General features: G+C 30.4%; 27 protein-coding genes. 12 read left to right on the top strand and 15 right to left on the bottom strand.

The genetic code is table 11. The features are described from left to right. Positions 1-1,005 (bottom strand): diguanylate cyclase domain-containing protein, encoded by a 1,005-nt coding sequence (locus CAMP5118_RS02970; protein WP_337216561.1) that lies wholly within the window; start codon positions 1,003-1,005, stop codon positions 1-3. Positions 1,006-1,058: 53 nt separating this feature from the next. On the opposite strand from CAMP5118_RS02970, the gene CAMP5118_RS02965 reads away from it, so the two are divergent. Genes CAMP5118_RS02965 through CAMP5118_RS02955 form a run of 3 tightly spaced genes read left to right on the top strand, consistent with a single transcriptional unit; the run spans position 1,059 to position 3,345 of the window. Continuing rightward, on the top strand, positions 1,059-2,633 hold the full coding sequence (locus CAMP5118_RS02965) for an ABC-F family ATP-binding cassette domain-containing protein (RefSeq protein WP_047207957.1): 1,575 nt from the start codon (positions 1,059-1,061) through the stop codon (positions 2,631-2,633). Next, positions 2,630-2,962, top strand: coding sequence for a hypothetical protein (locus CAMP5118_RS02960; protein WP_257936421.1), 333 nt, complete (start codon positions 2,630-2,632; stop codon positions 2,960-2,962). The genes CAMP5118_RS02965 and CAMP5118_RS02960 overlap by 4 nt, the downstream gene beginning before the upstream one ends. 50 nt (positions 2,963-3,012) lie before the next feature. Continuing rightward, positions 3,013-3,345: a hypothetical protein gene (locus tag CAMP5118_RS02955; protein WP_214099013.1), complete on the top strand. Its 333-nt coding sequence runs from the start codon at positions 3,013-3,015 to the stop codon at positions 3,343-3,345. Positions 3,346-3,364: 19 nt separating this feature from the next. Here CAMP5118_RS02955 and CAMP5118_RS02950 read toward each other — a convergent pair whose 3' ends face one another. Further along, the gene (locus CAMP5118_RS02950) at positions 3,365-3,946 is read right to left on the bottom strand and encodes an IMPACT family protein (RefSeq protein WP_263678436.1); all 582 of its coding nucleotides are present in this window, start codon (positions 3,944-3,946) and stop codon (positions 3,365-3,367) included. Between the two features lie 74 nt (positions 3,947-4,020). Here CAMP5118_RS02950 and galU point away from each other — a divergent pair, with 74 nt between their 5' ends. From galU to CAMP5118_RS02930, 4 genes are all read left to right on the top strand, one after another. Then, complete coding sequence (galU, locus tag CAMP5118_RS02945; RefSeq protein ID WP_039667975.1) at positions 4,021-4,851, top strand: UTP--glucose-1-phosphate uridylyltransferase GalU; 831 nt, start codon at positions 4,021-4,023, stop codon at positions 4,849-4,851. Continuing rightward, positions 4,841-6,064 carry a glucose-6-phosphate isomerase gene (locus CAMP5118_RS02940; RefSeq protein WP_263678435.1) on the top strand — a complete coding sequence of 408 codons (1,224 nt, stop codon included), beginning with the start codon at positions 4,841-4,843 and terminating at the stop codon, positions 6,062-6,064. The genes galU and CAMP5118_RS02940 overlap by 11 nt, the downstream gene beginning before the upstream one ends. 129 nt (positions 6,065-6,193) lie before the next feature. Continuing rightward, positions 6,194-6,643 (top strand): Dps family protein, encoded by a 450-nt coding sequence (locus CAMP5118_RS02935; protein WP_039667974.1) that lies wholly within the window; start codon positions 6,194-6,196, stop codon positions 6,641-6,643. A gap of 9 nt (positions 6,644-6,652) precedes the next feature. Further along, on the top strand, positions 6,653-7,540 hold the full coding sequence (locus tag CAMP5118_RS02930; RefSeq protein WP_337216560.1) for an alpha/beta fold hydrolase: 888 nt from the start codon (positions 6,653-6,655) through the stop codon (positions 7,538-7,540). A gap of 3 nt (positions 7,541-7,543) precedes the next feature. Here the strand turns inward: CAMP5118_RS02930 and CAMP5118_RS02925 are convergent, their stop codons facing one another. Next, positions 7,544-8,707, bottom strand: a complete 1,164-nt coding sequence (locus tag CAMP5118_RS02925) for a 2,3,4,5-tetrahydropyridine-2,6-carboxylate N-succinyltransferase (protein WP_257910393.1) — start codon at positions 8,705-8,707, stop codon at positions 7,544-7,546. A 9-nt stretch (positions 8,708-8,716) separates the two neighbouring features. Then, positions 8,717-9,820 (bottom strand): Mrp/NBP35 family ATP-binding protein, encoded by a 1,104-nt coding sequence (locus tag CAMP5118_RS02920; protein WP_039627878.1) that lies wholly within the window; start codon positions 9,818-9,820, stop codon positions 8,717-8,719. A 107-nt stretch (positions 9,821-9,927) separates the two neighbouring features. Between CAMP5118_RS02920 and CAMP5118_RS02915 the strand changes: the two genes are divergently transcribed. The 5 genes from CAMP5118_RS02915 (at position 9,928) to CAMP5118_RS02895 (ending at position 14,036) form a co-directional block, all read left to right on the top strand. Further along, entirely contained in the window at positions 9,928-11,043 is a 1,116-nt protein-coding gene (locus CAMP5118_RS02915) for a bifunctional 2-C-methyl-D-erythritol 4-phosphate cytidylyltransferase/2-C-methyl-D-erythritol 2,4-cyclodiphosphate synthase (protein ID WP_263678433.1), read from the top strand. Continuing rightward, positions 11,040-11,915 (top strand): response regulator transcription factor, encoded by an 876-nt coding sequence (locus CAMP5118_RS02910; RefSeq protein ID WP_039667971.1) that lies wholly within the window; start codon positions 11,040-11,042, stop codon positions 11,913-11,915. Before CAMP5118_RS02915 ends, CAMP5118_RS02910 begins: the two co-directional genes overlap by 4 nt. Beyond that, positions 11,893-13,053, top strand: coding sequence for a sulfate adenylyltransferase (locus CAMP5118_RS02905; protein ID WP_263678432.1), 1,161 nt, complete (start codon positions 11,893-11,895; stop codon positions 13,051-13,053). The genes CAMP5118_RS02910 and CAMP5118_RS02905 overlap by 23 nt, the downstream gene beginning before the upstream one ends. A gap of 2 nt (positions 13,054-13,055) precedes the next feature. Further along, positions 13,056-13,547, top strand: coding sequence for a phosphatidylglycerophosphatase A family protein (locus tag CAMP5118_RS02900; protein WP_133319620.1), 492 nt, complete (start codon positions 13,056-13,058; stop codon positions 13,545-13,547). A 66-nt stretch (positions 13,548-13,613) separates the two neighbouring features. Further along, complete coding sequence (locus CAMP5118_RS02895) at positions 13,614-14,036, top strand: hypothetical protein (RefSeq protein ID WP_214134781.1); 423 nt, start codon at positions 13,614-13,616, stop codon at positions 14,034-14,036. A 165-nt stretch (positions 14,037-14,201) separates the two neighbouring features. Here the strand turns inward: CAMP5118_RS02895 and mnmA are convergent, their stop codons facing one another. From mnmA to aroQ, 11 genes are read right to left on the bottom strand one after another with little or no spacing between them, the layout of a single operon-like run. Further along, entirely contained in the window at positions 14,202-15,218 is a 1,017-nt protein-coding gene (gene mnmA, locus CAMP5118_RS02890) for a tRNA 2-thiouridine(34) synthase MnmA (RefSeq protein ID WP_263678430.1), read from the bottom strand. Beyond that, entirely contained in the window at positions 15,181-15,816 is a 636-nt protein-coding gene (locus CAMP5118_RS02885) for a TIGR00730 family Rossman fold protein (RefSeq protein ID WP_263678429.1), read from the bottom strand. Before CAMP5118_RS02885 ends, mnmA begins: the two co-directional genes overlap by 38 nt. Beyond that, complete coding sequence (fliY, locus tag CAMP5118_RS02880; RefSeq protein ID WP_039617433.1) at positions 15,813-16,652, bottom strand: flagellar motor switch protein FliY; 840 nt, start codon at positions 16,650-16,652, stop codon at positions 15,813-15,815. The genes CAMP5118_RS02885 and fliY overlap by 4 nt, the downstream gene beginning before the upstream one ends. Then, positions 16,642-17,733 carry a flagellar motor switch protein FliM gene (gene fliM / locus CAMP5118_RS02875; RefSeq protein WP_263678428.1) on the bottom strand — a complete coding sequence of 364 codons (1,092 nt, stop codon included), beginning with the start codon at positions 17,731-17,733 and terminating at the stop codon, positions 16,642-16,644. The genes fliY and fliM overlap by 11 nt, the downstream gene beginning before the upstream one ends. Further along, positions 17,733-18,419, bottom strand: coding sequence for an RNA polymerase sigma factor FliA (locus CAMP5118_RS02870; protein WP_039627867.1), 687 nt, complete (start codon positions 18,417-18,419; stop codon positions 17,733-17,735). The genes fliM and CAMP5118_RS02870 overlap by 1 nt, the downstream gene beginning before the upstream one ends. Next, on the bottom strand, positions 18,406-18,762 hold the full coding sequence (locus tag CAMP5118_RS02865) for a hypothetical protein (protein ID WP_039617428.1): 357 nt from the start codon (positions 18,760-18,762) through the stop codon (positions 18,406-18,408). The genes CAMP5118_RS02870 and CAMP5118_RS02865 overlap by 14 nt, the downstream gene beginning before the upstream one ends. Before the next feature lie 14 nt (positions 18,763-18,776). Then, positions 18,777-19,640, bottom strand: coding sequence for a flagella biosynthesis ATPase FlhG (flhG, locus tag CAMP5118_RS02860; RefSeq protein WP_133319628.1), 864 nt, complete (start codon positions 19,638-19,640; stop codon positions 18,777-18,779). Beyond that, positions 19,633-21,015 (bottom strand): flagellar biosynthesis protein FlhF, encoded by a 1,383-nt coding sequence (flhF, locus tag CAMP5118_RS02855; protein ID WP_337216559.1) that lies wholly within the window; start codon positions 21,013-21,015, stop codon positions 19,633-19,635. The genes flhG and flhF overlap by 8 nt, the downstream gene beginning before the upstream one ends. An 8-nt stretch (positions 21,016-21,023) precedes the next feature. Beyond that, complete coding sequence (folK, locus tag CAMP5118_RS02850; RefSeq protein WP_257941879.1) at positions 21,024-21,497, bottom strand: 2-amino-4-hydroxy-6-hydroxymethyldihydropteridine diphosphokinase; 474 nt, start codon at positions 21,495-21,497, stop codon at positions 21,024-21,026. A gap of 1 nt (position 21,498) precedes the next feature. Next, positions 21,499-22,524 carry a M24 family metallopeptidase gene (locus CAMP5118_RS02845; RefSeq protein WP_337216558.1) on the bottom strand — a complete coding sequence of 342 codons (1,026 nt, stop codon included), beginning with the start codon at positions 22,522-22,524 and terminating at the stop codon, positions 21,499-21,501. Further along, entirely contained in the window at positions 22,521-23,003 is a 483-nt protein-coding gene (gene aroQ / locus CAMP5118_RS02840; RefSeq protein WP_039625266.1) for a type II 3-dehydroquinate dehydratase, read from the bottom strand. The genes CAMP5118_RS02845 and aroQ overlap by 4 nt, the downstream gene beginning before the upstream one ends. Positions 23,004-23,064 lie beyond the last annotated feature (61 nt).

The following is a 23,064-nucleotide window of genomic DNA, read 5'->3' as shown; positions in this document are numbered from 1 at the left end:
TTAATCCTTTTGCCTTCTAAGTTCTAATTTTGCTTGTTTTAAACTTTCTTCTATGTTTTCATTTTTGCTTGATAAACAAAGTTTAATTTCTAATTTTGCATTTTGCTCTTTCAATTCAAAACTATATTTTTGCATAAAATTTTCAAGCATTTGAAGCTTACTTTGAACAAAAGCTATATTTTCATTTTCAAATACAATGATAAAATAATCCTTATCATCTTTAAAAACCCTAGCGTGTAAAGCTTTTTTTAAAATCCTAGCAAACTCATACATTACAAACTCGCCCATTTTTGAGCCTTTTTGATGATAAATTTCATTGATATTTTTTACTTCAATCAAGGCTAAATGAAAATTTTCAAGCCCTTGGGCATATCTTCTTAAGGCTTTTGAATTTGGCAAATTGGTTAAAGTGTCAAAAAAGGCTATTTTATAAGCTTTATATGCTAAAAATCCTATCAACACTAAAGAAGCAAATTCATAATAACCCAAATCAACACTATTGTAAAATAAAAACTGCACACTCAAGCCCATATAAGCAAGTAAGAAATGAAAATCATTGTTTTTAAAATACGAAAATAATAAAAATATCATTCCCGCCCAAAACACACAAAAACTTAACTCACTAATAGGCTTAAAAAATTGTATCGAAAGACCAAAAATTTCGCTTGTAATGCTTGCATTAAAATTAGTACTTGTACTAAGTATTAACGCTACAAAACCCATAAAGGCTAAATATGCAAATTTAATGAGATTAATTCTTTCAAAAACAAGTTTGCTATCTTGTAAAAATACAAAAAGTACAAAAGAAAAAGGCAAAAATACCGAGATAAACAAATGCGCTTGATACTCACTTGCTACTAAAGATAAAGCTCTAGCACATAAAATCAACAAAAGTAAGAAAAAAATCTTATTTTGCTTAAAAAAATAAGCTAAAAATAAAGCTAAGATATTAAAAACCAAAGTCATACTAGGCAATGTTTTTAACAATAAATACGAAAAATCCAAAATAATAAACCTTTTTTTGTTAAAATTATAGCAAAAATATTTTAAGGATATTAATGGTAGAAGTAAAAAATCTCACTATGCGTTTTGCGAACCAGCTTTTATTTGAAGATGTAAATTTAAAATTAAACCGTGGTGAAAGATATGGACTTATAGGCGCAAATGGCGCAGGAAAATCAACCTTTTTAAAAATTCTCTCAGGTGAAATAGAATCAAGCAGTGGAGAAATTTGTATAGATCCAAATTTAAAAATCGCAGTGTTAGGACAAGATCAATTTGCTTTTGAAAATTACACTATCAAAGATGCGGTAATGTGTGCAAATAAAAGATTATACGATGCACTAAAAGAAAAAGAAAAACTTTATATGAGTGAAGAATTTACCGATGAAATCAATGATAGATTAAGCGAGCTTGAAATCATAACAGCAGAAGAAGATCCAAACTATGATTGCGAGCTTAGATGTGAAAAAATTCTTAGTTCTTTAAATATAAAAGATTTTAATGCTCTCATGAGTACTTTACAAAGTGCGGATAAATTTAAAGTTTTATTAGCTCAAGTATTATTTTTAGGTGCTGATGTATTATTTTTAGATGAGCCTACAAACAACCTTGATTTAGAAGCTATTTCTTGGCTTGAAAATGAGCTTTTAAGACATGAGGGAACTTTAGTAGTAATTAGCCATGATAGACATTTTTTAAATAAAGTTTGTACAAGAATTTTAGATGTAGATTTTAAACAAATACGTGATTTTGCTGGAAATTATGATGATTGGTATATGGCTTCAACCTTACTTGCTAAACAAGCTGAACTCAAACGCGATAAAACTTTAAAAGAAAGAGAAGAATTAGAAAATTTCATACGCCGTTTTAGCGCTAATGCTTCAAAAGCCAAACAAGCTACAAGTAGGGCTAAAGCTTTAGAAAAACTTGAACTAGAAGAGATTAAAACTTCAAGCAGGCGTGATCCTAGTATAGTTTTTAGAACAAATAGAGAAATAGGAAATGAAGTTTTAGAATTAAAAGGTATTAGCAAGGCTTATGATAAAACTTTATTTGAAAATTTAGAATTAAAATTAGAAAAAGGTGATAAAATAGCCTTAATTGGCGCAAATGGTGTTGGAAAAAGCACTTTAGCTAAAATCATCGCATCAAAATTAGAACCTGATAGTGGTCATATTCACCTTGGTGCCACCATAGAAATGGGATATTTTTCACAAGATACAACGAATTTAATTAATGAAGATTTGAAACTTTATGAATGGCTAATGAGTGAAAAATTCAAAGATTTGGATGAAATTCGCAAATGTCTTGGTAGAATGCTCTTTAGCGGAAGCGATCAAGAAAAAATGGCTTCTAGTTTAAGCGGGGGTGAAAAACACCGCTTAATGCTTTCAAAATTAATGTTAGAACGCGGAAATTTCTTGCTTTTAGATGAACCGGATAATCATTTAGATCTTGAAAGTATCATTGCATTAGGCGAAGCCTTGTATAATTTCAAAGGTTGTGTGATATGCATAAGCCACGATAGAGAACTAATTAGTGCTTTTGCTAATCGTATATGGTTTTTAGAAGATGGAAAACTAACAGACTTTAAAGGAAGTTATGACGAATTTTTAGGAGGTTTAGAATGAATTCGTTTAAGATAAAATATGCAGCTGGTTTTGGACATTTTACTCAAAATCACAGAGGTTTTGGCCCAACTATTTATGTAGAAGAAAGTATTGATTTTCAAAGTGAAAAAGATTATTTTGACTATGTTGAATTTTATGAAAAATTCAGCAAAGAAGATGATACTTATTTTCACATTTCATTTTTAGAAGATCGCCCTTTAACTTCTAAAGAATTAGAAAGTAGAAATGCTTATAGAAAACTAAGAGATGAACGCTGTAATAAAGCTAGAGAAGAGTTTATTAAAAACAATGAAATAGAAGCTGAATACTACCCAACTCATGGCGATTAAGGAATGATTTTTGCTTGTTTTTTCCTTGTAATATTTTGAAAGGAGAAAGCATGCAAGTTAACCATGATAATTTATCGGTTAAAGAGTATGGATATGGTCAAAGTAGTGCTTATAAAAGCACTCAAGGAGCTAATGAAGACTTTATGTCTTTACTTAGTCAAAACAATAGTGAAAATTTAAACGAGCAAAGTATAAAACTTGATGAGCTTTTTTCAAAAGCTATGAGTCAAGATCAATTTAGCACAGGAATTTTTAGCTCAAATATGTCAAATATTTATAATTATCGTTTTAGAGGACAAAACGAAACTCCTATGCAAGCTAATATAGAAGACAAACAAGAACCACAAAAAGATATGGTAAAAGATCTTTTAAGTTCTTTATAAAAATGAAGTAAGCAAACGCTTACTTCCAAACAAGTCCGCTAAATTCAAACTCTTTTGCAAATTTTTTAAATTCCTCCTCTTCTTTTGCATTAACGCTTAAAACCAGTTCAACATTTTCTTGAAATTTTTTTTCATAAGAAATGTTATTTTTATTTAAAAAATGCTCAAATCTTGCATAAAGATGAAAAGGAATGTTTAAATTTAAAATATTTTTAGCTTCAAATTCTAAAAGCGTTGCATTTAAAATAGCTTCATTTGTAGCTTCACTATAAGCTCTTACAAGACCACCTGTACCAAGTTTAATCCCTCCAAAATAACGCACCACAATCACCGCGCAATTAACAAGCAAAGCCCCTCTTAAGACATTCAAACAAGGCATTGCAGAAGTTCCTTTTGGCTCACCATCATCGCTTTTATCTTCTATGATTTGATCAAATTCATTTAAATACCGATAAGCATATACAAAATGCACGGCTTTTAAATGCTCATTTCTTAGCTTTTGCATTAAAGTTTGAAAATCTTCAAAAGGACATAAAAAAGACAAAAAAGTTGATTTTTTGATTTCTATTTTTGCTTGATAAATTTGATCAATGGTTTTCATTTTTTCCTTAAATTAGTTATAATATTTAAATAAAATTATAATCAAAACAACTTATAAAAATTTAAGGATAAACTATGCTTCAAACTTGTATTTTTCCTGCAGCAGGTTATGGTACTAGATTTTTACCTGCTACAAAAACCCTACCTAAAGAAATGCTACCAATTTTGACAAAACCTTTAATTCACTATGGTGTGGATGAAGCTTTAGAAGCTGGTATGGAAACTATGGGTTTTGTTACAGGGCGTGGAAAAAGAGCTTTGGAAGATTATTTTGATATTTCTTATGAACTTGAACACCAAATTGCAGGCACTAAAAAAGAATATCTTTTAAGTGAAATAAGAACACTCATAGATCGTTGTACCTTTACTTTTACAAGACAAAATGAAATGAAAGGCTTAGGAGATGCGGTTTTAAAAGCAAAGCCTTTAGTGCAAGATGAAGCTTTTGGGGTAATTTTAGCAGATGATTTATGCGTAAATGAAGATGGGGTAAATGTCCTAGCTCAAATGGTAAAAATTTATGAAAAATACCGCTGCTCTGTTATAGCTGTGATGGAAGTTGAAGCTGATCAAGTTTCAAACTATGGGGTTATAGCAGGAAATGCTGTGGAGGAGGATTTAATCATGGTAAATTCTATGGTAGAAAAACCCGATCCAAAAGATGCTCCAAGTAACTTAGCTATCATAGGAAGATACATTTTAACGCCTGATATTTTTGGCATTTTAGAAAATACCAAAGCAGGTAAAAATGGAGAAATTCAACTAACTGATGCCTTACTTTCACAAGCAACTAATAATATGGTTTTAGCTTATAAATTTAAAGGAAAAAGATTTGATTGTGGAAGCGTAGAAGGCTTTGTGGAAGCGACAAATTATTTTTATGAGAAAAGTAAAAATGCTAAATAATACTTTATTTTTTAAAACCCAAGATTTTAAAAAAATCACCGCTTATGCAAATAGAATGAATGATGAGTTAGAAAGTGGCGATATAGGGTATTATCACTTAGTAGATACAAGCTTTGATTTAATCAAAGAAAGTAAAGAATTTATCGCTACTAAAACACATATAGAAAATATCGTTTTAGTAGGTATGGGTGGATCAAGTTGTGGAGTTAAAGCTTTAAAAGAGCTTTTATTTGATCAAATAGAAGAAAAAAAACTTTTTATTATTGACAATACTTCCTCGCATACTTTTACCCAAACTATGCAAAAAATAAATCCCCAAAAAACACTTTTCATTATAGCAAGCAAATCAGGTACAACCATAGAGGTGATTTCTTTATTTAAACTCATCATTGCTCATTTTGATTTTAAAAATGAAAATTTACACGAAAACTTTGTGTTTATTACTGATTTTGAATCAAAACTTCATAAACTAGGTGAAGAATTAAACATAAAATGCTTTTTTATACCTAAAAATGTCGGTGGTAGATTTAGTGTTTTATCTGCTATTGGTATTGTTCCCTTGAGCTTTTGTGGGTATGATACTAAAGCCTTATTAGAAGGTGCAAAAGCTTGTTATGTGGATTTTTTTGAAAAAAAATGTGATCAAATTTTGCAAAAGGCTTATCATTATTGCACGCATAAAAGTGCGCATATTAATGTGCTTTTTTCTTATGGAGATGCTTTTAAAGGTTTTAATGAATGGTATATTCAACTAATTGCTGAAAGTCTAGGTAAAAAACAAGGCTTTAAACGCATCGGTTTAACTCCTATTGCTTTAATTGGCGCTAGAGATCAGCATAGCTTTTTACAACTTATCATGGATGGACCTAAAGATAAAACTGTTACTTTTTTAAAAATCAAAGATAGTCAAAAATCTCCTAGTATCCCAAACATAAGCTTTAATCATTTGCAAAATTGTGATTTTACTAATGAGGTTAATTTGCATGATCTTTTAAACGCGCAATGTGATGCAACCATGCATGCATTAATTGCTGAAAATTTAAGCGTTGATATCATAGAACTTGAAAAATTAGATGCTTATCATTGTGGGTATTTGATGTATTATTATGAGTTATTTACTTCTGCATGTGGCATTATGCTTGGAATTAATACTTATGATCAACCTGGTGTAGAGGTAGGAAAATTAATACTCAAAAATATGTTAAGTAAATAAATTTGCTTTATTGTAAAAAAAGAGTATAATGAAAATATAATAATTACTAACATTAAAATTTATTAGATAATAATTATTATTATTTAAGAATTTTATGTTATAATTTTAAAAATAAAAAAAGGAGATAACATGTCAGTAACAAAACAATTATTACAATTACAAGCGGATGCTCATAGTTTATGGATTAAATTTCATAATTATCACTGGAATGTAAAAGGTTTACAATTTTTCTCAATTCACGAATATACAGAAAAAGCTTATGAAGAAATGGCAGAGCTTTTTGATGATTGCGCTGAGAGAGCTTTACAACTAGGAGAAAAAGCTATCGTTTGCTCAAAAACATTACTAGAAAATGCAAAAGCACCTAAGGCTCAAAAAGATTGCTTTACTCCAGTAGAAGTTTTAGAACTTATTAGAGAAGATTATAAGTATCTTTTGGCTGAATTTAAAAAGCTAAATGAAGAAGCTGAAAAAGCAAGTGATACTACAACAGCAGCATTTGCTCAAGAGAATATTGCAAAATATGAAAAAGTTCTTTGGATGCTTAACTCAACTATCCAAAATACTTGCTCTATGTAAGAATTTATAATGTTTTTTGACTTGCAAAGCTTTATTGCTTTAAGTCAAAAAACAAATTTAACTTCCCAAGAAAAACTACTCTTATTAAAACTTCGTACTCATTTTGAAAAAAATATCGATTTATTGCAAAAATTATATGATTATAGTTTGGTAGCTTATTGTGCTAATGCATATTTAAATCAAAGCTTAAAAAAAGAAGGCTTGCAAAAACACAAAGCCATTATAAAAGCTTTAACTAATCCTTTTTATAAAAAAGAAAAAATCCCCGTAGGTGGTTTAAACAATGCATTTTTAGCTTTAAAATTTGTAAAAAATTATGAAATACTTGAACACATCAACGAAACACACCCTCAATCTAAAATGGGTTTTAGGGCTAGTTTTATTTATGATAAAAAAAGAAAAAACTATATTTTAGCCTTTGCAGGGAGTGATTTAAATCCTTTGTGTTTTGATTTTAAAGATCTTTATAGTGATTTTTTGATTTTACTTAACAAAACTCCAAAAGGTCAAATTCAATCCATGCAGTATTTTTATAATCAACTCAAACAAAAATATACCATTGATAAAAATCTCATCATTATAGGACATTCTTTAGGAGGATATCTAGCTCAAGCTTTTGCAAGAACCTTTCCTAGCGTGGTAAAAGAAGTCTATGCCTTTCAAGCACCTGGTTTAAACCAAAACTTTCAAAATCTTTCTTATATAAATTTTCATATAAATACCACCCATAATTTAAATTTCAAAACTTACAAATGGTGGAATTTTAATTTTGTGCAAAAGCTTTATAAAAAAGATAGCAAGGAGATTTTACTACACACAGGAAGCATTAAACATCATCCCAGCATGTGTATTTATAAACTACATGAATTATTAAAATTCTTAACCCACAAGGGCTAAGAATTAATGCAAATCTTCATTAAGTTTTACAGCCTTTTTATTAAAAGCTACTATCATCACTCCACTTTGAGAATCTTGTCTAAAATGTAAACCATTTAATCCTGCTAATTCTAAACCTTTGTATATATCTTTATCAAATTTAAAATCAGGATTGATTTTTTGAAGTTCTTCTTTATTTTTTAAAGCAAATTTAGTCCCTTCTAAAACAGCAATACCCGCATCAACGATACAATTATCCCCTAAAGGAATTCCAGTAACCGAATTTGCACCCAAAAGACAAGCTTTACCGATGCTAATAGCATTACCACTTGTACCACTTAAAACACCAAGTATAGAAGCACCGCCTCCTACATCACTACCTTCGCCAACAACAGCTGAAGAACTAATACGTCCTTCTACCATACAAGCTCCAGTTGTACCTGCATTAAAATTCACATAAGCAGCCCCTGGCATTATAGTAGTGCCTGCAGCTAAAACCGCACCCATTCTTACTTTAGAGCTTTCTAAAATTCTAGTATTATCCTCAGGAATAACATGAGCTAAAAATCTTGGAAATTTATCTACATAATCAATCCTTGGATACCTTCCACTCATTTTTAAATCAATCTCATTTTCTCTTAAAAAGTCTAAATCAATAGGCTTATTATCGCTCCATGCAACATTTGGTAAAATCCCAAAAGCGCCTGTTAAATTTAAACTTCTTAAAGGTACTTTTTTATTGGAAAGCAAATAAAGTTTTAAATACACACTTTCTAAACTTTTTGGTGCCTCATCTTCAAAAATACAAACAAAAGAAAAAGCATTTTCTCTAAAATTTTCCTTTGCTGCTTTGATTGCTTCTATATTTTTATGGCCTTGCTCTTGCAAAAATGGCGCAAAACATTCAAGTGCAAAATCCAAATCTTCTTTAATCAAAGTAGCCACAAACTCACTTTCGTTAAAGTCAACATCAACCCCTCTTCTAAAAAAAGCTTCGAACATAACAGCTGCAGCAGCATAATTTTGCTCAAAATTAATCACACCAAAATTGGCTTGAAGTTTTTTACTAGGATCAACTTGACTTAGATCAAGCCTTGCTATAGCAAAAGCTTTAGGCTTTTTATAATTAATCCTTTGTTCGATTTGCTTGATTAAATTTAAAAATTCTTCTTTACTTTCTATTGGCATATTTTCTCCTTATTGCGAGCACGCACTTTTGCCATTCATTACAGGTTGAATAGCTGAATTATCTACTTTACCTTCTTGATTAACTTTTTCTATAAATTCCCAAATTTTTTCAGCAGCTTGCAAATATCTTTTTGAACTTACACTCTCAGGCATATAAAAACTTACAGGCTTACCACTATCTCCACCTTCTCTTACACTCATTTCGATAGGAATTTGAGCCAAAACTTCACATTTATAAGCTTTTGCCATTTCTTCTGTGGTGCCTTTACCAAAGATATCATATTCTTTGCCATTATCAGGACATAAAAAGCCACTCATATTTTCTATAATACCCGCAACAGGAATGTGTAATTTTTCAAACATATCTAGCGCTCTTTTGCTATCATCTAAAGACACTACTTGAGGAGTACTTACACACACACCTGCACTCACTGGCACACTTTGAGCTAGGGTAATTTGTGCATCACCAGTTCCTGGAGGCATATCAAGCAATAATACATCAAGTTCAGGCCAAAGCACATCAGCTAAAAGTTGCTCAATTGCTTTCATAATCATAGAACCACGCCACATCAAACCTTTACCTTCTTCTATTAGCACACCCATACTCATCATATAAACCCCATGAGATAAAATAGGACGAATTTTTTGACCTACAATTTCAGGCTTGCTTTTACTCTCACCTAGCATTCTTGGTATATTTGGCCCATAAATATCTGCGTCCAAAAGCCCTACTCTTTTGCCCATTTTAGCTAAAGAAATCGCTAAATTTAAAGTTGTAGTACTTTTACCTACCCCACCTTTACCGCTTGAAATCATAAGGAAATTTTTAATTTGTGGAGCGATATTTTTACCACTTCTTGAATTGCTTTTTTCTTCAGGAATTTTTGGTTGAATGATTTCTAAATTAAGCTCTAAATTTAAATCTTTTAAAGCATTTGCGATGTTTAGTCTAAGCTCTTGTGCGATTTGAGCATTAGCTGAAACAATTTCAACTACTATATGAGCTTGATTTTCGTTTGATTCAATTTTTTTTACAAAACCAAAACTAACTATATCTTTTTTAAAGCCTGGATATATAACTTGTTTTAGTCTTTCTTCGATTTTTTCCTTCAATTTTTCTCCTTATTATTTAAAATGATTAATTCTACTAACATAAATATAAATTTTGGCTTTTATGGTGTATAATATCGTAACATTAATAAGAAATTAGGGTGTAACAAATGTTAGATATTTCCTTGATTATGCTATCTGCTGGAGAATCATCAAGATTTAATGCTCCGGTAAAAAAGCAGTTTTTACGACTAGGCGAACAACCTTTATGGCTTTATGCTACTAAAAATTTAAGTTCTTTTTATCCTTTTAAACAAATAGTTGTTACTTCTGGTAATATTTCTTATATGAAAAAATTTGCCCCTGAATATAAATTTGTCCAAGGTGGTGTAACTAGAGCACAATCTTTACTCAATGCTTTAAGTATGATTGAGAGTGAATATGTTTTAGTTAGTGATGTTGCAAGGGTTTTGATTTCTAAAAATCTTTTTAACAATATCATAGAAAATCATGACAAAGCTGATTGTATTACACCTGTTTTAAAAGTAAGCGATACTACAATTTATGCTCAAGAAGCTATTGATAGAGATAAAATCAAACTCATACAAACCCCTCAACTTTCGCGCACAAGTATGTTAAAAAAAGCTTTAGAACAAAGCTCAAACTTCACTGATGATAGCACAGCTATACAAGCTATTGGTGGTAAAATTTGGTATGTGCAAGGTGATGAGTTAGCTAAAAAAATCACCTTTAAAGAAGATTTGAAAAGCTTAAATTTACCAAAACCATCTTGGGATATTTTTAATGGAAATGGCTTTGATGTGCATGAATTTGGAGAGCAAAGAGCCTTACTTTTAGGTGGAGTAAAAGTGCATGAAAATATGGGTTTAAAAGCTCATTCTGATGGAGATGTGCTAGCTCATGCGCTAATTGATGCGCTTTTGGGTGCAGCAGGGCTTGGAGATATTGGTGAACTTTTCCCAGATAATGATATGCAGTATAAAAACGCTGATTCTATGCTTTTATTACAAAGTGCTTATATTTTAGTGCAAAATTATGGTTTTGAGCTTGTAAATGCTGATATTACCATCATAGCCCAAACACCTAAAATGAAAGATTTTAAAGAAGCTATTGCTTTTAATATCGCTAAAACATTAAAAACCACACCAAATAAAATCAATATCAAAGCTACCACTACAGAACATCTAGGTTTTGTAGGAAGGAAAGAAGGGATTGCTGTTTTAGCAAGTGTAAATTTAAAATATTTTGATTGGATGAAATTATGAAAGTTTTAATAGTAGAAAATGAATTTTATTTAGCCCAAAGCATAGGATCAAAGCTTAATTCTATAGGTTATGATTGTGATATTATCGCAAATGTTAATGAGCTGACTCATCATGATTATGAAATCATTTTGCTTTCTACTAGTATGGCTAATTTTGAACATATTATAGAAATTTTTAAGCATAAAATCATTATTTTACTCATATCTTACATAAGTTCAGATACTGTTTTAGCTCCTTTAAAATCTGGTGCTAGTGATTACATACAAAAACCTTTCATGATAGAAGAATTAATGCGCAAGATTAAGCATTTTCAAGAATTTAAAAAAATCACTATGCTAAATAGCACCTATCAAGCATATTTAAAACATAAATTTGAAACAGCAAAACTACCAACTTTTGATTATAAAAAATTCAAATTACCTTTGATTTTAAAAACTAATAATCAAATTTTTGCTGATCATTTTGTATTTAATTATACTAATGAGCACAACATCGCAAATGTTTATATAGATCTTTCACACCAGCAAAATTTAGATAAAATTTTCAAAGACAATTCTTTGTATTATTTGGTTAATTTTCAGACCCTAAAGCCTTTAGAAAAAGAAAAGGTGTTAAACCTTGCTTTAAAAAAGGCTGTTATTATACATACAAGTACGAATATTGAGCATAGCAATTTTCAAATTTTAGAGCTAGGTGAAGATGAAAAAAGTTTTGAAAGTAATGGAATTTTAACCATTGATGATTATGTTAAGCATATTATCATTAGTTATCAAAATATCTTTCCTGATACGGATTTATCCAAAAAATTAGGAATTTCAAGAAAATCTTTATGGGAAAAAAGGAAAAAATATGGCATTACAAAGAAAAAATAGCATTATAATCTCAGAAGAAGAATACGAAGTTTTATGTTTCATTAAAGAAGGAATTTTTGGTTCTTTTACAAAATTGATGAACGAACAAGAAAGAGATGAATTTTTAAAAAATGAAGCAATAAACGGATATAAATTTCCCTATGCCTTAACTTTTGCTCCACACAATGAAAACAAAAAAATCATAGAAAATGCCAAAGTTAAAGACAAAATAGATTTTGTATGCAATGATCAAATAGTAGGCCACATCATCTTAGAAAGTAAATTTAAAAACGATAAAAATATTAATGATATTTTTACACCTAATACATGCTTGATTGATGATTTTGGAGAAATTTGCATTAGTGGTGAATTTGAAATTTATCACAATCGTATCAAGGCTATAAAAGAAGATTTTGAAAAAATCAAAAAAAGATTAAACCCTTCTAATATCACTGCTATTGTTTCAAGCTTTGATCCTTTTCATAGAGCGCATGAAAGAATTTTAAGATGGGCTATAGAGCAATCTGATCTAGTAATTATTTTCCTTATAGAATCTTATGAAAGTAATGGTTTAAATCTAAAACTTAAAAAGCGTTGCTTTGATGTTTTTGCGCAAAATTATTTACCATCCTCTAGAGTTTTACTCATACCTTTACATAATATCAAAATTTTTGCCTCGCATTTAAATCCGGTGCTTGAGTGTGCTTTGGCTAAAAGTTTTGATTGTAATAAACTTTTTGTAGGACAAAATCACGCAGGGCTTGGAATGTATTTTAATCAAAACAGAGCCTTTACTGTACTTGATGATTTTGCAAAAGATTACAATATAGAAGTAACTATACTTCCTGAATTTGTATTTTGTGATGAGTGTAAAATGATAGTAAGTACCAAATCATGCCCACATGGAGCTCATCATCATATGAAATATCATGGCGATTCTTTAAAAAATTTACTCAGACTTGGTATCATTCCACCAGCAGTTTTTATAAGAAGAGAAATTTCTGCTTTGATTTTATCAGAGCTTTTTCCAAATCGTTTCCATAATAAACAAAATATCTATAGCAATCTTTTCCCTACGCATGGTATTTTAGAATATAGAGGCGATAAAGAATTTTATGAGCAACTTATAAAACTCCATCAAATGTCATATATGGTGTAATCATGCAAAAATTATTTTTAACTTTTTTTTATTCAGGTAGTGTCAATAAAGCCCCAGGAACTTTTGGCACAATAGCAGCGTTAATTCCTGCTTTTTTTATTTTAAGGTATTTGGGTATAGGAACCTTGATCTTACTTGCAATTTTGCTTTTTTTAATCTCTATAAAAATCATCGATCAATACGAAAAACAAACAGGTATACATGATGATAAGCATATTGTAATAGATGAAGTTGTAGGAGTGTTTTTAGCTTTGGCAATTTGTGGACAAAGTGTTTTTACTTTTTTGCTTTCTTTTGTTTTGTTTAGATTTTTTGATATTACAAAACCTTCTATCATAGGTAAAATTGACAAAAAAACCAAAGGCGGTTTAGGTGTAATGCTAGATGATGTTTTAGCAGGAATTTTCGCAGGATTATTTAGTGCTGTGATTTATGGAATTTTACTTAAATTTGATCTTTTATGGTTTGATATAAGTATTATGGAGATATTTTAATTCGTAATTTTTTGATTTAACTTCATTTATGATAAACTTCACAAACTAAAACAAAAAGGATAAAAAATGATTAAAAAAACAATGTTTGGCGCTTTAGCATTAATTTCTTTTATAGCATGTGCTAATGGAGTAGATTATAAATATGATTCAAGTAGAGGTTCTAAAGGTGGTTATGATTTATTCATTAAAACTTTAAAAAAAGATTATGGCTCTAATGTTGTGATAAAAAGCCTTAAAGATGTTGATTTAAATGCTTTAAAAGAAAAACACCCTGAAGTAGCTGAAGATTTTGAAGAGATAAAACCGACTCAAGATGAATTAGCTAAAGAAGTTGCAAGAGGCGAAATAGAATATGGAGATGTTGTTTATATCAACTATAAAAATGGCGATTTGAATAAACATGAAATAGTTTATGGCATGTGTGATACAAGAAAATGGAATAAAGAAAGATGTCAAAATAGTGGAGCAATTGTTGATATGACTGAATAAGATCAACCTATCAAATGCAATATAATTTTTCTAAGACAAGATTTGCTTAATCTATCTTAGAAAAACCTCAACCACAATTTTCTTATTTTTTATTACAATAAAATAATTTTAATTTTTAAAAAAAGTTAGTATAAAGGGTGAACGCCAAAGGAAAAACCTTTAGCATTAATTTATAAATCCACTTGCAAGCACTAAATCTTTATCGTAAAATACTGCCATTTGTCCGCTAGCAAGCCCATAAACAGACTCTTGTAAGATGATTTTTGCACTTTTATCTTCATTAATCAAAACTTTACATGGGGTTGATCTTGATCTATAGCGTATTTTTACTTCACAATCTAACTCTTTAGCATCGATAAATAAATTAATATTATCAAGTTTAAATTCACTTATCTTAAGCTCTTCTTTTTTACCCACTATGATTTCATTTTTCTTAGGATCAATTTTTAATACAAAATGTGGCTCATGAGCCCCACGCACTTCAAAACCTCTTCTTTTACCTATGGTATAGTGCATATAACCTTCGTGTTTTCCTACTTCTTTTCCACTACTATCTCTTACAATACCTGGAATTTTAGTATCCATAAACTGATCTAAAACTTGCACATAAGTATCTTCTACAAAACAAATCTCAGAACTTTCCTTTTGTGTTGCAAAAGATTTTAAAACATCGATTGTAGAAGCAAATTTTTTCACATCTTCTTTTTTCATCTCTCCAAGAGGAAAAATCAAATACCCTAAAGCCTCTTTCTCTGCATTTGCTAAAAAATAGCTTTGATCCTTACTCTCATCAACTGCAGTTTTAATCAAACCATTTTCTATCCTTGCATAATGACCTGTGGCTAATTTTTCACAACCCAAACTCTTAGCAAATTCTAAAAGCTTGCCAAGCTTGATAAAACGATTACACAAAGCACAAGGATTTGGCGTCTTTCCTTCTTTGTAAGTATTAACAAAAGGCATATAAACTTGATTTTTAAAGTCTTCTTGTAAGTCTAAAATATGATATTTAATGTCTAAAAATTTAGCAACTTTTTCAACTTTTTGTATATTTTCTTCATGATAATTAGCTTTTCCATGAAGCTTCATATAACAACCTATGATCTCATGTCCTGCTTGTTTTAATTTATAAGCAGTTACAGTACTATCTACACCCCCACTCATCGCAACAAGAATTTTCATCTTTTTCCTTTATCATTCTTATAATTTCATCCAAATCATCACTTATACTATACTTTAACTCATCATTTTTAGATATAGTTCCAAGTTCTAGCAAAGAAGTTTTGATAAATTCATCAAGAGGTTGCCAAAATTTTTGCCCAACTAAAATAATAGGAACATCCTTTTTAAAACTAAGTTGTTTAAGAGTAAGAATTTCAAAAAATTCATCTAATGTTCCAAAGCCGCCTGGGAAAATCACAAAAGCTAGACTCTTTTGAATAAGAGCCATTTTGCGAATGGCTAAGCTCTTAAAAGTGATATTATACTCTAAAAAGTCATTTGCTTTTTGCTCAAATGGTAAATGTATATTAAATCCAAAAGACTTTAAATGTGAAGCTTGACTTTGCATAGCCCCATAATTTGCAGCTTGCATAATACCACCGCCACCACCACTGATGATACTATAACCAAGATCTGCTAACTTTTGGGCTAATTTTGAAGCCAAAATACAATACTCATTATCTTCTTTTAAGCGTGCAGAACCAAAAAAAGTTATGCCTTTTTGAATTTTTTCTAATTCTTTAAGATGAGCAACGTCCTCAATAATACATTCTTTCATCTTAGTTGTTCTAATCTTTCTTTTTTAGAGCCTATCTCAGTAATTTGCACTCCAAAGTTTCCATCTACGATAACCACTTCCCCATAAGCGATTTTTTTATCACCTATTAAAATTTCTAAAGGATCATTTGCTAATTGATCAAGCTCGATAACCGAACCTATATCCATAGTTAAAACATCTTTTAAAAGCATTTTTTTACTACCTATACGCACTCTTATAGGTAAACGCACATCCATGATCAAACCGATATTTCTTAGCTCTTCTACATTAGCCAAGGCCTTATGATCTTGCGTATGATCTTCATTTGTTGCTACAATTTCTTCTAAGTCAGTTTTGGTTAAAATCTTATAAATTTTTTCATCAAAAACCAAAGAAATTTTTTCTTCTAAATCAGCTATTTTTACATTATATAAATATAGTTTATGAAAACCACCAAGTTCTAAACTATCTGCAACAAATTCACAATTTTCTAGGCTAAACTCCATTTTTGGAATTTCTTTTTGCGCGCCTAAGGTTGTAGAAAATGCTGAGATGATATTTTGTATAGCTTCTTTAGCAGCATCCATTTCATCTTCATTAAGCTCACTGTTTTTGGAGATTTCTTCTTCTCCCATCATCCACTCACCAATTGCACTCATTAAAACTGCACTGGCTAGGATTTTAATTTTCATTTCATTATTAACGCTAAAAGTAGCACTAACTAGTGGTGGAGTCATAGAATCTTGAGAATTTACATCATACTCATAATACTCACTAAATTCAGCACTTTTTCCTGTTAAACCTTCTATTGTACTTACACATTCATTGACGAATATGCCTAAAAAATCATTGATCATCGTCTTCCTCTTCTAGTTCTTCATTATCATCATACGAATTTGCTTTTGCTCTTCTTTCATCTTCATATTTTTCAAGCATTTCTTTAATCTCATCTTTATCAGTTTTGATAAGTTCTAAGATTTTAATTGACTTTCTAAATCTATGAAGCCCCACTTGAGCTAAAAATACTTCTTTTTTATCAATAGCTACTATAGCTTTATCATCTGCACTTCTATCAAGCTTTAAAATATCTCCTTGTTTTAAATCTAAAAATTCATTTACATTGATAAAAGTCTTACCAAGCATAGCTTCATAAATTACCTCAGCACGACCGATCAAGGTTTTAAGTTCTTTATTTCTTGATTTTTTAGCCGAAGTTTCACCCATCATAATATCACGATTTGCCAAACGACTCAAAATACTTTCCAAATGCACAACCGGATAGCAAATATTTACCATACCGCTTGAATTTCCGATGATAATCTCCATTACCACCATAATAACAATTTCATTTTGAGAAACTATTTGCACAACATTTGGACTTGATTCTTTTGCTTCAACACTTGGATAAATTTCAGTAACATTCATCCAGCTTTCTTTTAGTCTTTGCATAATAATACGCAAAATAGAATCAAGCAAATTGAGCTCGATTTCTGTAAGCTCTCTTAAGGTGTCAAAACTCTCTCCTTGACCACCTAAAAGTCTATCTATCATAGGAAAAGCAATGCTTGGATTAATCTCTAAAACGCAGTTTCCATCTAAAGGCTTAATCGAAAAAACGTTAAAGCTTGTTGGCGAAGGCAAAGACATCAAAAACTCACCATAAGTCATTTGATCCACTGAATGTAATTTAATCTCAACTATACTTCTCATCATAGATGAAATTTGTGAAGCAAGATTTCTTGCTAATTTATCATGAATCCCTTTAATAGAACGAAGTTGTTCTTTAGAAACCCTATTTGGACGCTTAAAATCATATACTACTATATCTCTTTTATCTTCTAGCTCTTCTAATTTCGAAGAAGCTGTACTCTCATCGCTATCATCATCAACAACTTCTAAAAGAGCATCAATTTCTTCTTGGGAAAGTATCTCAGCCATTAAACTAGCCTTTCTCTAATCTTCTTAAGCAAACGCTTATGAATTTGTGAAATTCTTGACTCGCTAATCTCTAAAATCTCTGCAATTTCTTTTAAATTTAATTCTTCATAATAATAAAGCTGTATTACAAGCTTTTCTCTTTCTTTAAATTCTTCCAAAACTGCATTGATTTTTTCGATTAATTCTTCTTTTTCTATTTGTTCTATGATATTGCTATCATTAAAGCAATTTAGCTGTTCATCCAAAGGCATAACAAGCGATATAGCATGAGCTGCTCTTGCTTCTTTTACCTTTTCTACTTCTAAATTTAGTCTTTGTGCTAAATACTCATCATCGGGTTCTTTTTCATTTTCTTGATAAAACTCATCTATAATAGCATCAATATCTTTGATAATTTTTCTATTGCTTCTACTCATTACATCAAGGCTTCTTAGATAATCAAGCATAGCTCCATTCACTCTTTTTCTTGCAAAGCCCCAGAAATTATCATTTTGTTCTTTATCATAACGGCGTGAGAGTTTGATCATTTCCTCTACACCGATACTGATTAAATCATTTACATCAATGCTAGCAGGCAAACGCTCTTTAAGTCTAAAAGCCATAGCTCTTAATGCTGGCATATAAGAGATAACTAAGTCATCTTGCTCTTTTTTTAGCGTAGAAGCATAGGCATTATGCGGCTGCATGTTTTACTTTTCTTTTTGAAGAGCTTTCAAGCTTTTTAAGGTCTTCACGCTCTTCTTGAAGTTTTTCAAGCAAGTAATCCATTTTCTTTTCTCTTGCGGCTAATTCTGCTATAAAACTATTATTTTCATTTTCGTATTTTTCTTTATTAAAGCTTCTACCGCTAATTTTATTAACATCTACAAAAATCATAATTACTATATGGATTAACACATAAAATACAAAAGTAATCAAACAAGTATATACAACTATCTCTACTGCATCTTCTATATTAACTATGGTAAACATTAATCCTATAAAAAAACCACAAACAGTAAAAAAAGCAACAAAATTCTCTGGTCTCATCTTTTTCCCTCAATCTAAAAACGATCCAAAAGCTTTTTGAAAAAACTCATAATGCTTTTATCTCCCACATTATTAAGCACTTTTTGTTCCAACCTATACAAAAGCTTAGAAGCTATGGCTTTGAGCTCATCACTTGCATTAGTGTCATCATCACTAAATAAAGTTCTTTTTTTAATACTAGAACTAATATCTTTACTTTGACCTAAAAATCCTAAAAATTCTAAATTTAAATTATGCTTAATGTTAATATCTGCTACTTTTTTAATATTATCAAAAATTCTCAAAGCCTCATTTTCATTCCTAACTACATTAAATACCATTAATAAATTTTCTTTAGTTTTTGAAGTGGTTTTTATAGTAGCATAAGCATCGGTAATCGCAGCAGGATCAGGCACAGTGATGACAATAACCTCATCAGACATTTCTAAGAAATTTCCTATATTGCCACCTATACCTGCTCCTGTATCAATGATTAAAAAGTCTAAATCATCTAAAATGCTTGTTTGATTTAAAAATCTCTCGTAAATATTTTTATCATTATATTTTAAAATTTCATCGCCACTTTCACCCGGGATAAGCCATAAATTTGGTTTTACTTCTATTAAAATATCTTCTAGCGAGCATTCACCCTTTAAAACATGTAAAAGGTTTTTTTCCACACGCACATTTAAAATCACATCTAAATTTGCAAGCCCAATATCTGCATCAAAAAGCCCTACTTTATAACCATTTTTAGCTAGGATGTTGCCCAAATTTGCACTAAAAGTACTTTTTCCAACCCCACCTTTACCGCTAGTAACTGCGATAAAATGAGTATGTTTTACATTTGAGTTTTCATTTTTTACTAGATCTTTTAATTTTTCTGCTTGATTACTCATTTTTATCCCTTCTAAAACCTTCTAACACACAACGCACTAAAAAGTCACTATTAGCCACTTCTATATCATCAGGCACTTCTTGACCTATGGAAAAAAAGCTCATCGGAGTGCTAGTTTCATAAAGTAAAGAAAATACATTTCCAAATACTTTTGTTTCATCAAATTTGGTAATGATTAAAGTGTCTATATTTAAAAATGAAAAATTATTATAAGTTTCTAATAAATCTTCATATTTTGTATTTGCTGAAAGTACCAAATTTACATCAATTTGCGCATTAGAATGCGATAAAAATTCTTTTGTTTTTTCAAGTTTTGCTTTATCATACTGTGAATTTCCGGTTGTATCTACTAAAATAACCTCACAAGTATTTAAACTTCTAATCGCATCATCTAAGTCATTTGGCTCTATACTATCAATAATAGGAAGTTTCATCATCTTAGCATATTGGAAAAGTTGCTCTACTGCGCCTATTCTATAAGTATCAAGAGTTATAATACCGGTTTTATAGCGTCTATCTCCATAAGCATAGCGAAAAGCAAGTTTAGCTAAAGTAGTAGTTTTACCCACTCCTGTTGGGCCTACTAACATCATGATTTTTTGTTTTTTAATTTCACTTTCTAAACGACATGGAAGCATATTACGCAAAAGTGAGTAAAAATATCTTTGCACTGCTTCTTGATTTGCTTTCATAGTGCTTGGCATATTTTCAATAGTCGCTTTCATAATCGCTTCTAAATGCGCTTCTTGCATGCCACTTGCCTTAGCTTGCTTATAAATACTTGCAAACTCAGGTGGTATAGCTAATTCTTTGCGTAAATCTGCCTTATCATCCCACATCATATCCACAAGCAAATTCATTTTATCATTAAGCTTATTCATTTGCTTTTCAAAGGCTTCAATTTTTTTATCATAATTTGGATTTGGCATAGAAAAATCTTGATAGTTTGAAACCTTGCTAATTTCTGAACTAACCTGAGAAAGTTTATTTTTTAAATTTAAAAAATTATCATCTTTTTTGCTTGTATTTAAATAAGGATTAATAGGTTTTTGCTTAGCTTTTGAAGAAAAATCAAGCACTACATCTTCTTCTTTTTTTTCATCTTCAAGTTTTGGAGCTTGAATTTTAGCCTCAGGAAAACTTGCTGTATTTGGTTTTTTCTTTGGTGACATAGGTAAATTATTTTGTTTTAAATGCTCTTCATAATCAGCTTCTTCAATCGCTACTATAACCTCATACAAAGGCTTTTGATTGATGGTTTTTGGACGAATTTGCTTATTAGTTACTATCAAAGCTTTATCGCCATAATCTTGCTTAACCTTAGGTATAATCTCATCTGTGCTTTCAACTGTAAAAGTATGAATCAATTGTCCCATATTTTTCCTTATCTTAACAAGCCCAAAGGCAAAGTTACGCTAATTCTATCATTTACCCCCACATGAGGCACTGTGCAATACTCATCTTTACGCGCTTTTTTTGAAAAATACAACAAATCCAAATCAAGCGTTCTAGGAGCATTTTTAAAAGTTCTTTTTCTTTTGAATTTAAACTCATAAAAAAACAAAACTTTTAAAAGTGCTCTTGCGTGCAAACTTGTACTTACAACCATCACTGCATTAGTAAAGTCTTTTTGCTCTTCAAATCCAAAAGCTTTATTAATCAAAAATGGCGATGTTTGCAATACTTGCAAACGTTTATCTTGCATTAAAAGCCTAAATAAACTCCGAAAGCGTTTTTTTTCATCTTCTATATTGCTTCCAAGTCCTATAATGGCTATGTATTTTCCTTTTTTAACTGCCTTTGAATAAAAAGGAAAAAAACGAATTTTTTCTAACCTTCTAGCTCCTTTAATCAGCAAATTATAACACCACTGCCTTTTCTTTATCAAGATAGACCATGTCTTCTATTCTAATACCAAGTTTATCTTTGATATAAATTCCAGGTTCAATGGTAAATACCATACCTTCTTTTAGCTCATAATCACTTCTTGGACTAATATTTGGCAACTCATGTATATCAAGCCCCACTCCATGTCCTAAACTATGAATAAATTCTTTTTCAAAACCTGCGTTTTTAATCACTTCTCTTGCGATAAAATCAAGCTCACTTGATCTCATACCAACGCGTGCTTTTTCTATGGCTTGAAGCTGAGCTTGTTTAACCACTTCATAAATTTGCATAATTTCTTTGTCTTTAAAATTTGGCTTATTTTTATCAAAAACTATGCCATTTTCATCAAAACAAGCCGTTCTTGTGCGATCAGAACAATACCTTTGATAAACCACACCCGCATCAACTAATAACAAATCTCCATATTCTAAACATTTATCACTAGGTAAAGCATGTGCTTTAGCCGCATTTTCATTAATAGCCACAATAGGTGAAAAAGAAAGTCCTAAAGCACCTTTTTTTTGAAAAATTTCACATGCTTTAAAATGTAATTCTTTTTCGCTTTTTCCATAGCCTTCTTGGCTGATAAATTTAGCAAATTCTTCAAAGCATTCTTTGCCAAAATTTACAGCCTTTTGCAAAAGCTGTAATTCTTTAGCATTTTTTATAATGCGTTTATTTTTACTCAAGTCTAATTTTTCTTCAAAAACGATATTTGCACTTTTACTAAGTTCTTTAAATTCAAAATAACTAAAGTCTTTTGGATCAAAACATATTCTATCAATTCCTGCTTTTTCTAAAAGCTCTCTAGTGCTAGCAAAAAGATCTTGTGCTAAAACTACCTTAGCATTTTTTATCATTTCGCTAGCTTCAAAGCTATATCTTGCATCAGTGATAAAAAATGCTTCATCTTCAAGTTTTAAAAACAAAGCATTATCACAAGAATATCCACACTCATAAAAAAGTGCATTTTCGTTTTTTAAGATAAAATTCATTGATTTGCTTGTTGTGCTTTTGCTTGAGCTGCTTTATATGCATTGATTTGATCAAAAATTTGAAAAAGTCCCATTAAAGCCATATGATAACCAAAAGGACCAAAACCTACCACACTACCTGCACAAACTGGTGCTATCATGCTTTTTTGTCTGAATTCTTCTCTTCTATAAGTATTGCTAATATGCACTTCAATCACAGGCATATTAATCGCTGCAATCGCATCGCGGATTGCTATAGAAGTGTGTGCATAAGCAGCTGCGTTAATAATCACTCCATCTACACTACCTAAGCATTCTTGAATTTTATCAACTAACTCACCTTCAAAATTACTTTGAAAAAATTCAATCTCTACATTAGCTTGTTTTGCAGCTTGTTTCATTTGCTCATGGATATCTTCCATTTTCATATTGCCATAAATATGAGTTTCTCTCACACCAAGCATATTGATGTTTGGTCCTTGTATCACCATAACTTTCATAATCTAACCTTTATTTAGTAAAATTTACTATATTATAGCATTTTAAAGCTAAATTTTAGCT

This window comes from Campylobacter sp. LMG 7929 (genome assembly GCF_024723595.1).
In the GTDB taxonomy this organism is placed as follows: Bacteria; Campylobacterota; Campylobacteria; order Campylobacterales; family Campylobacteraceae; genus Campylobacter_D.
The sequence above is the reverse complement of the archived record's forward strand: the minus strand, read 5'-3'. Positions and strand labels throughout refer to the sequence as shown.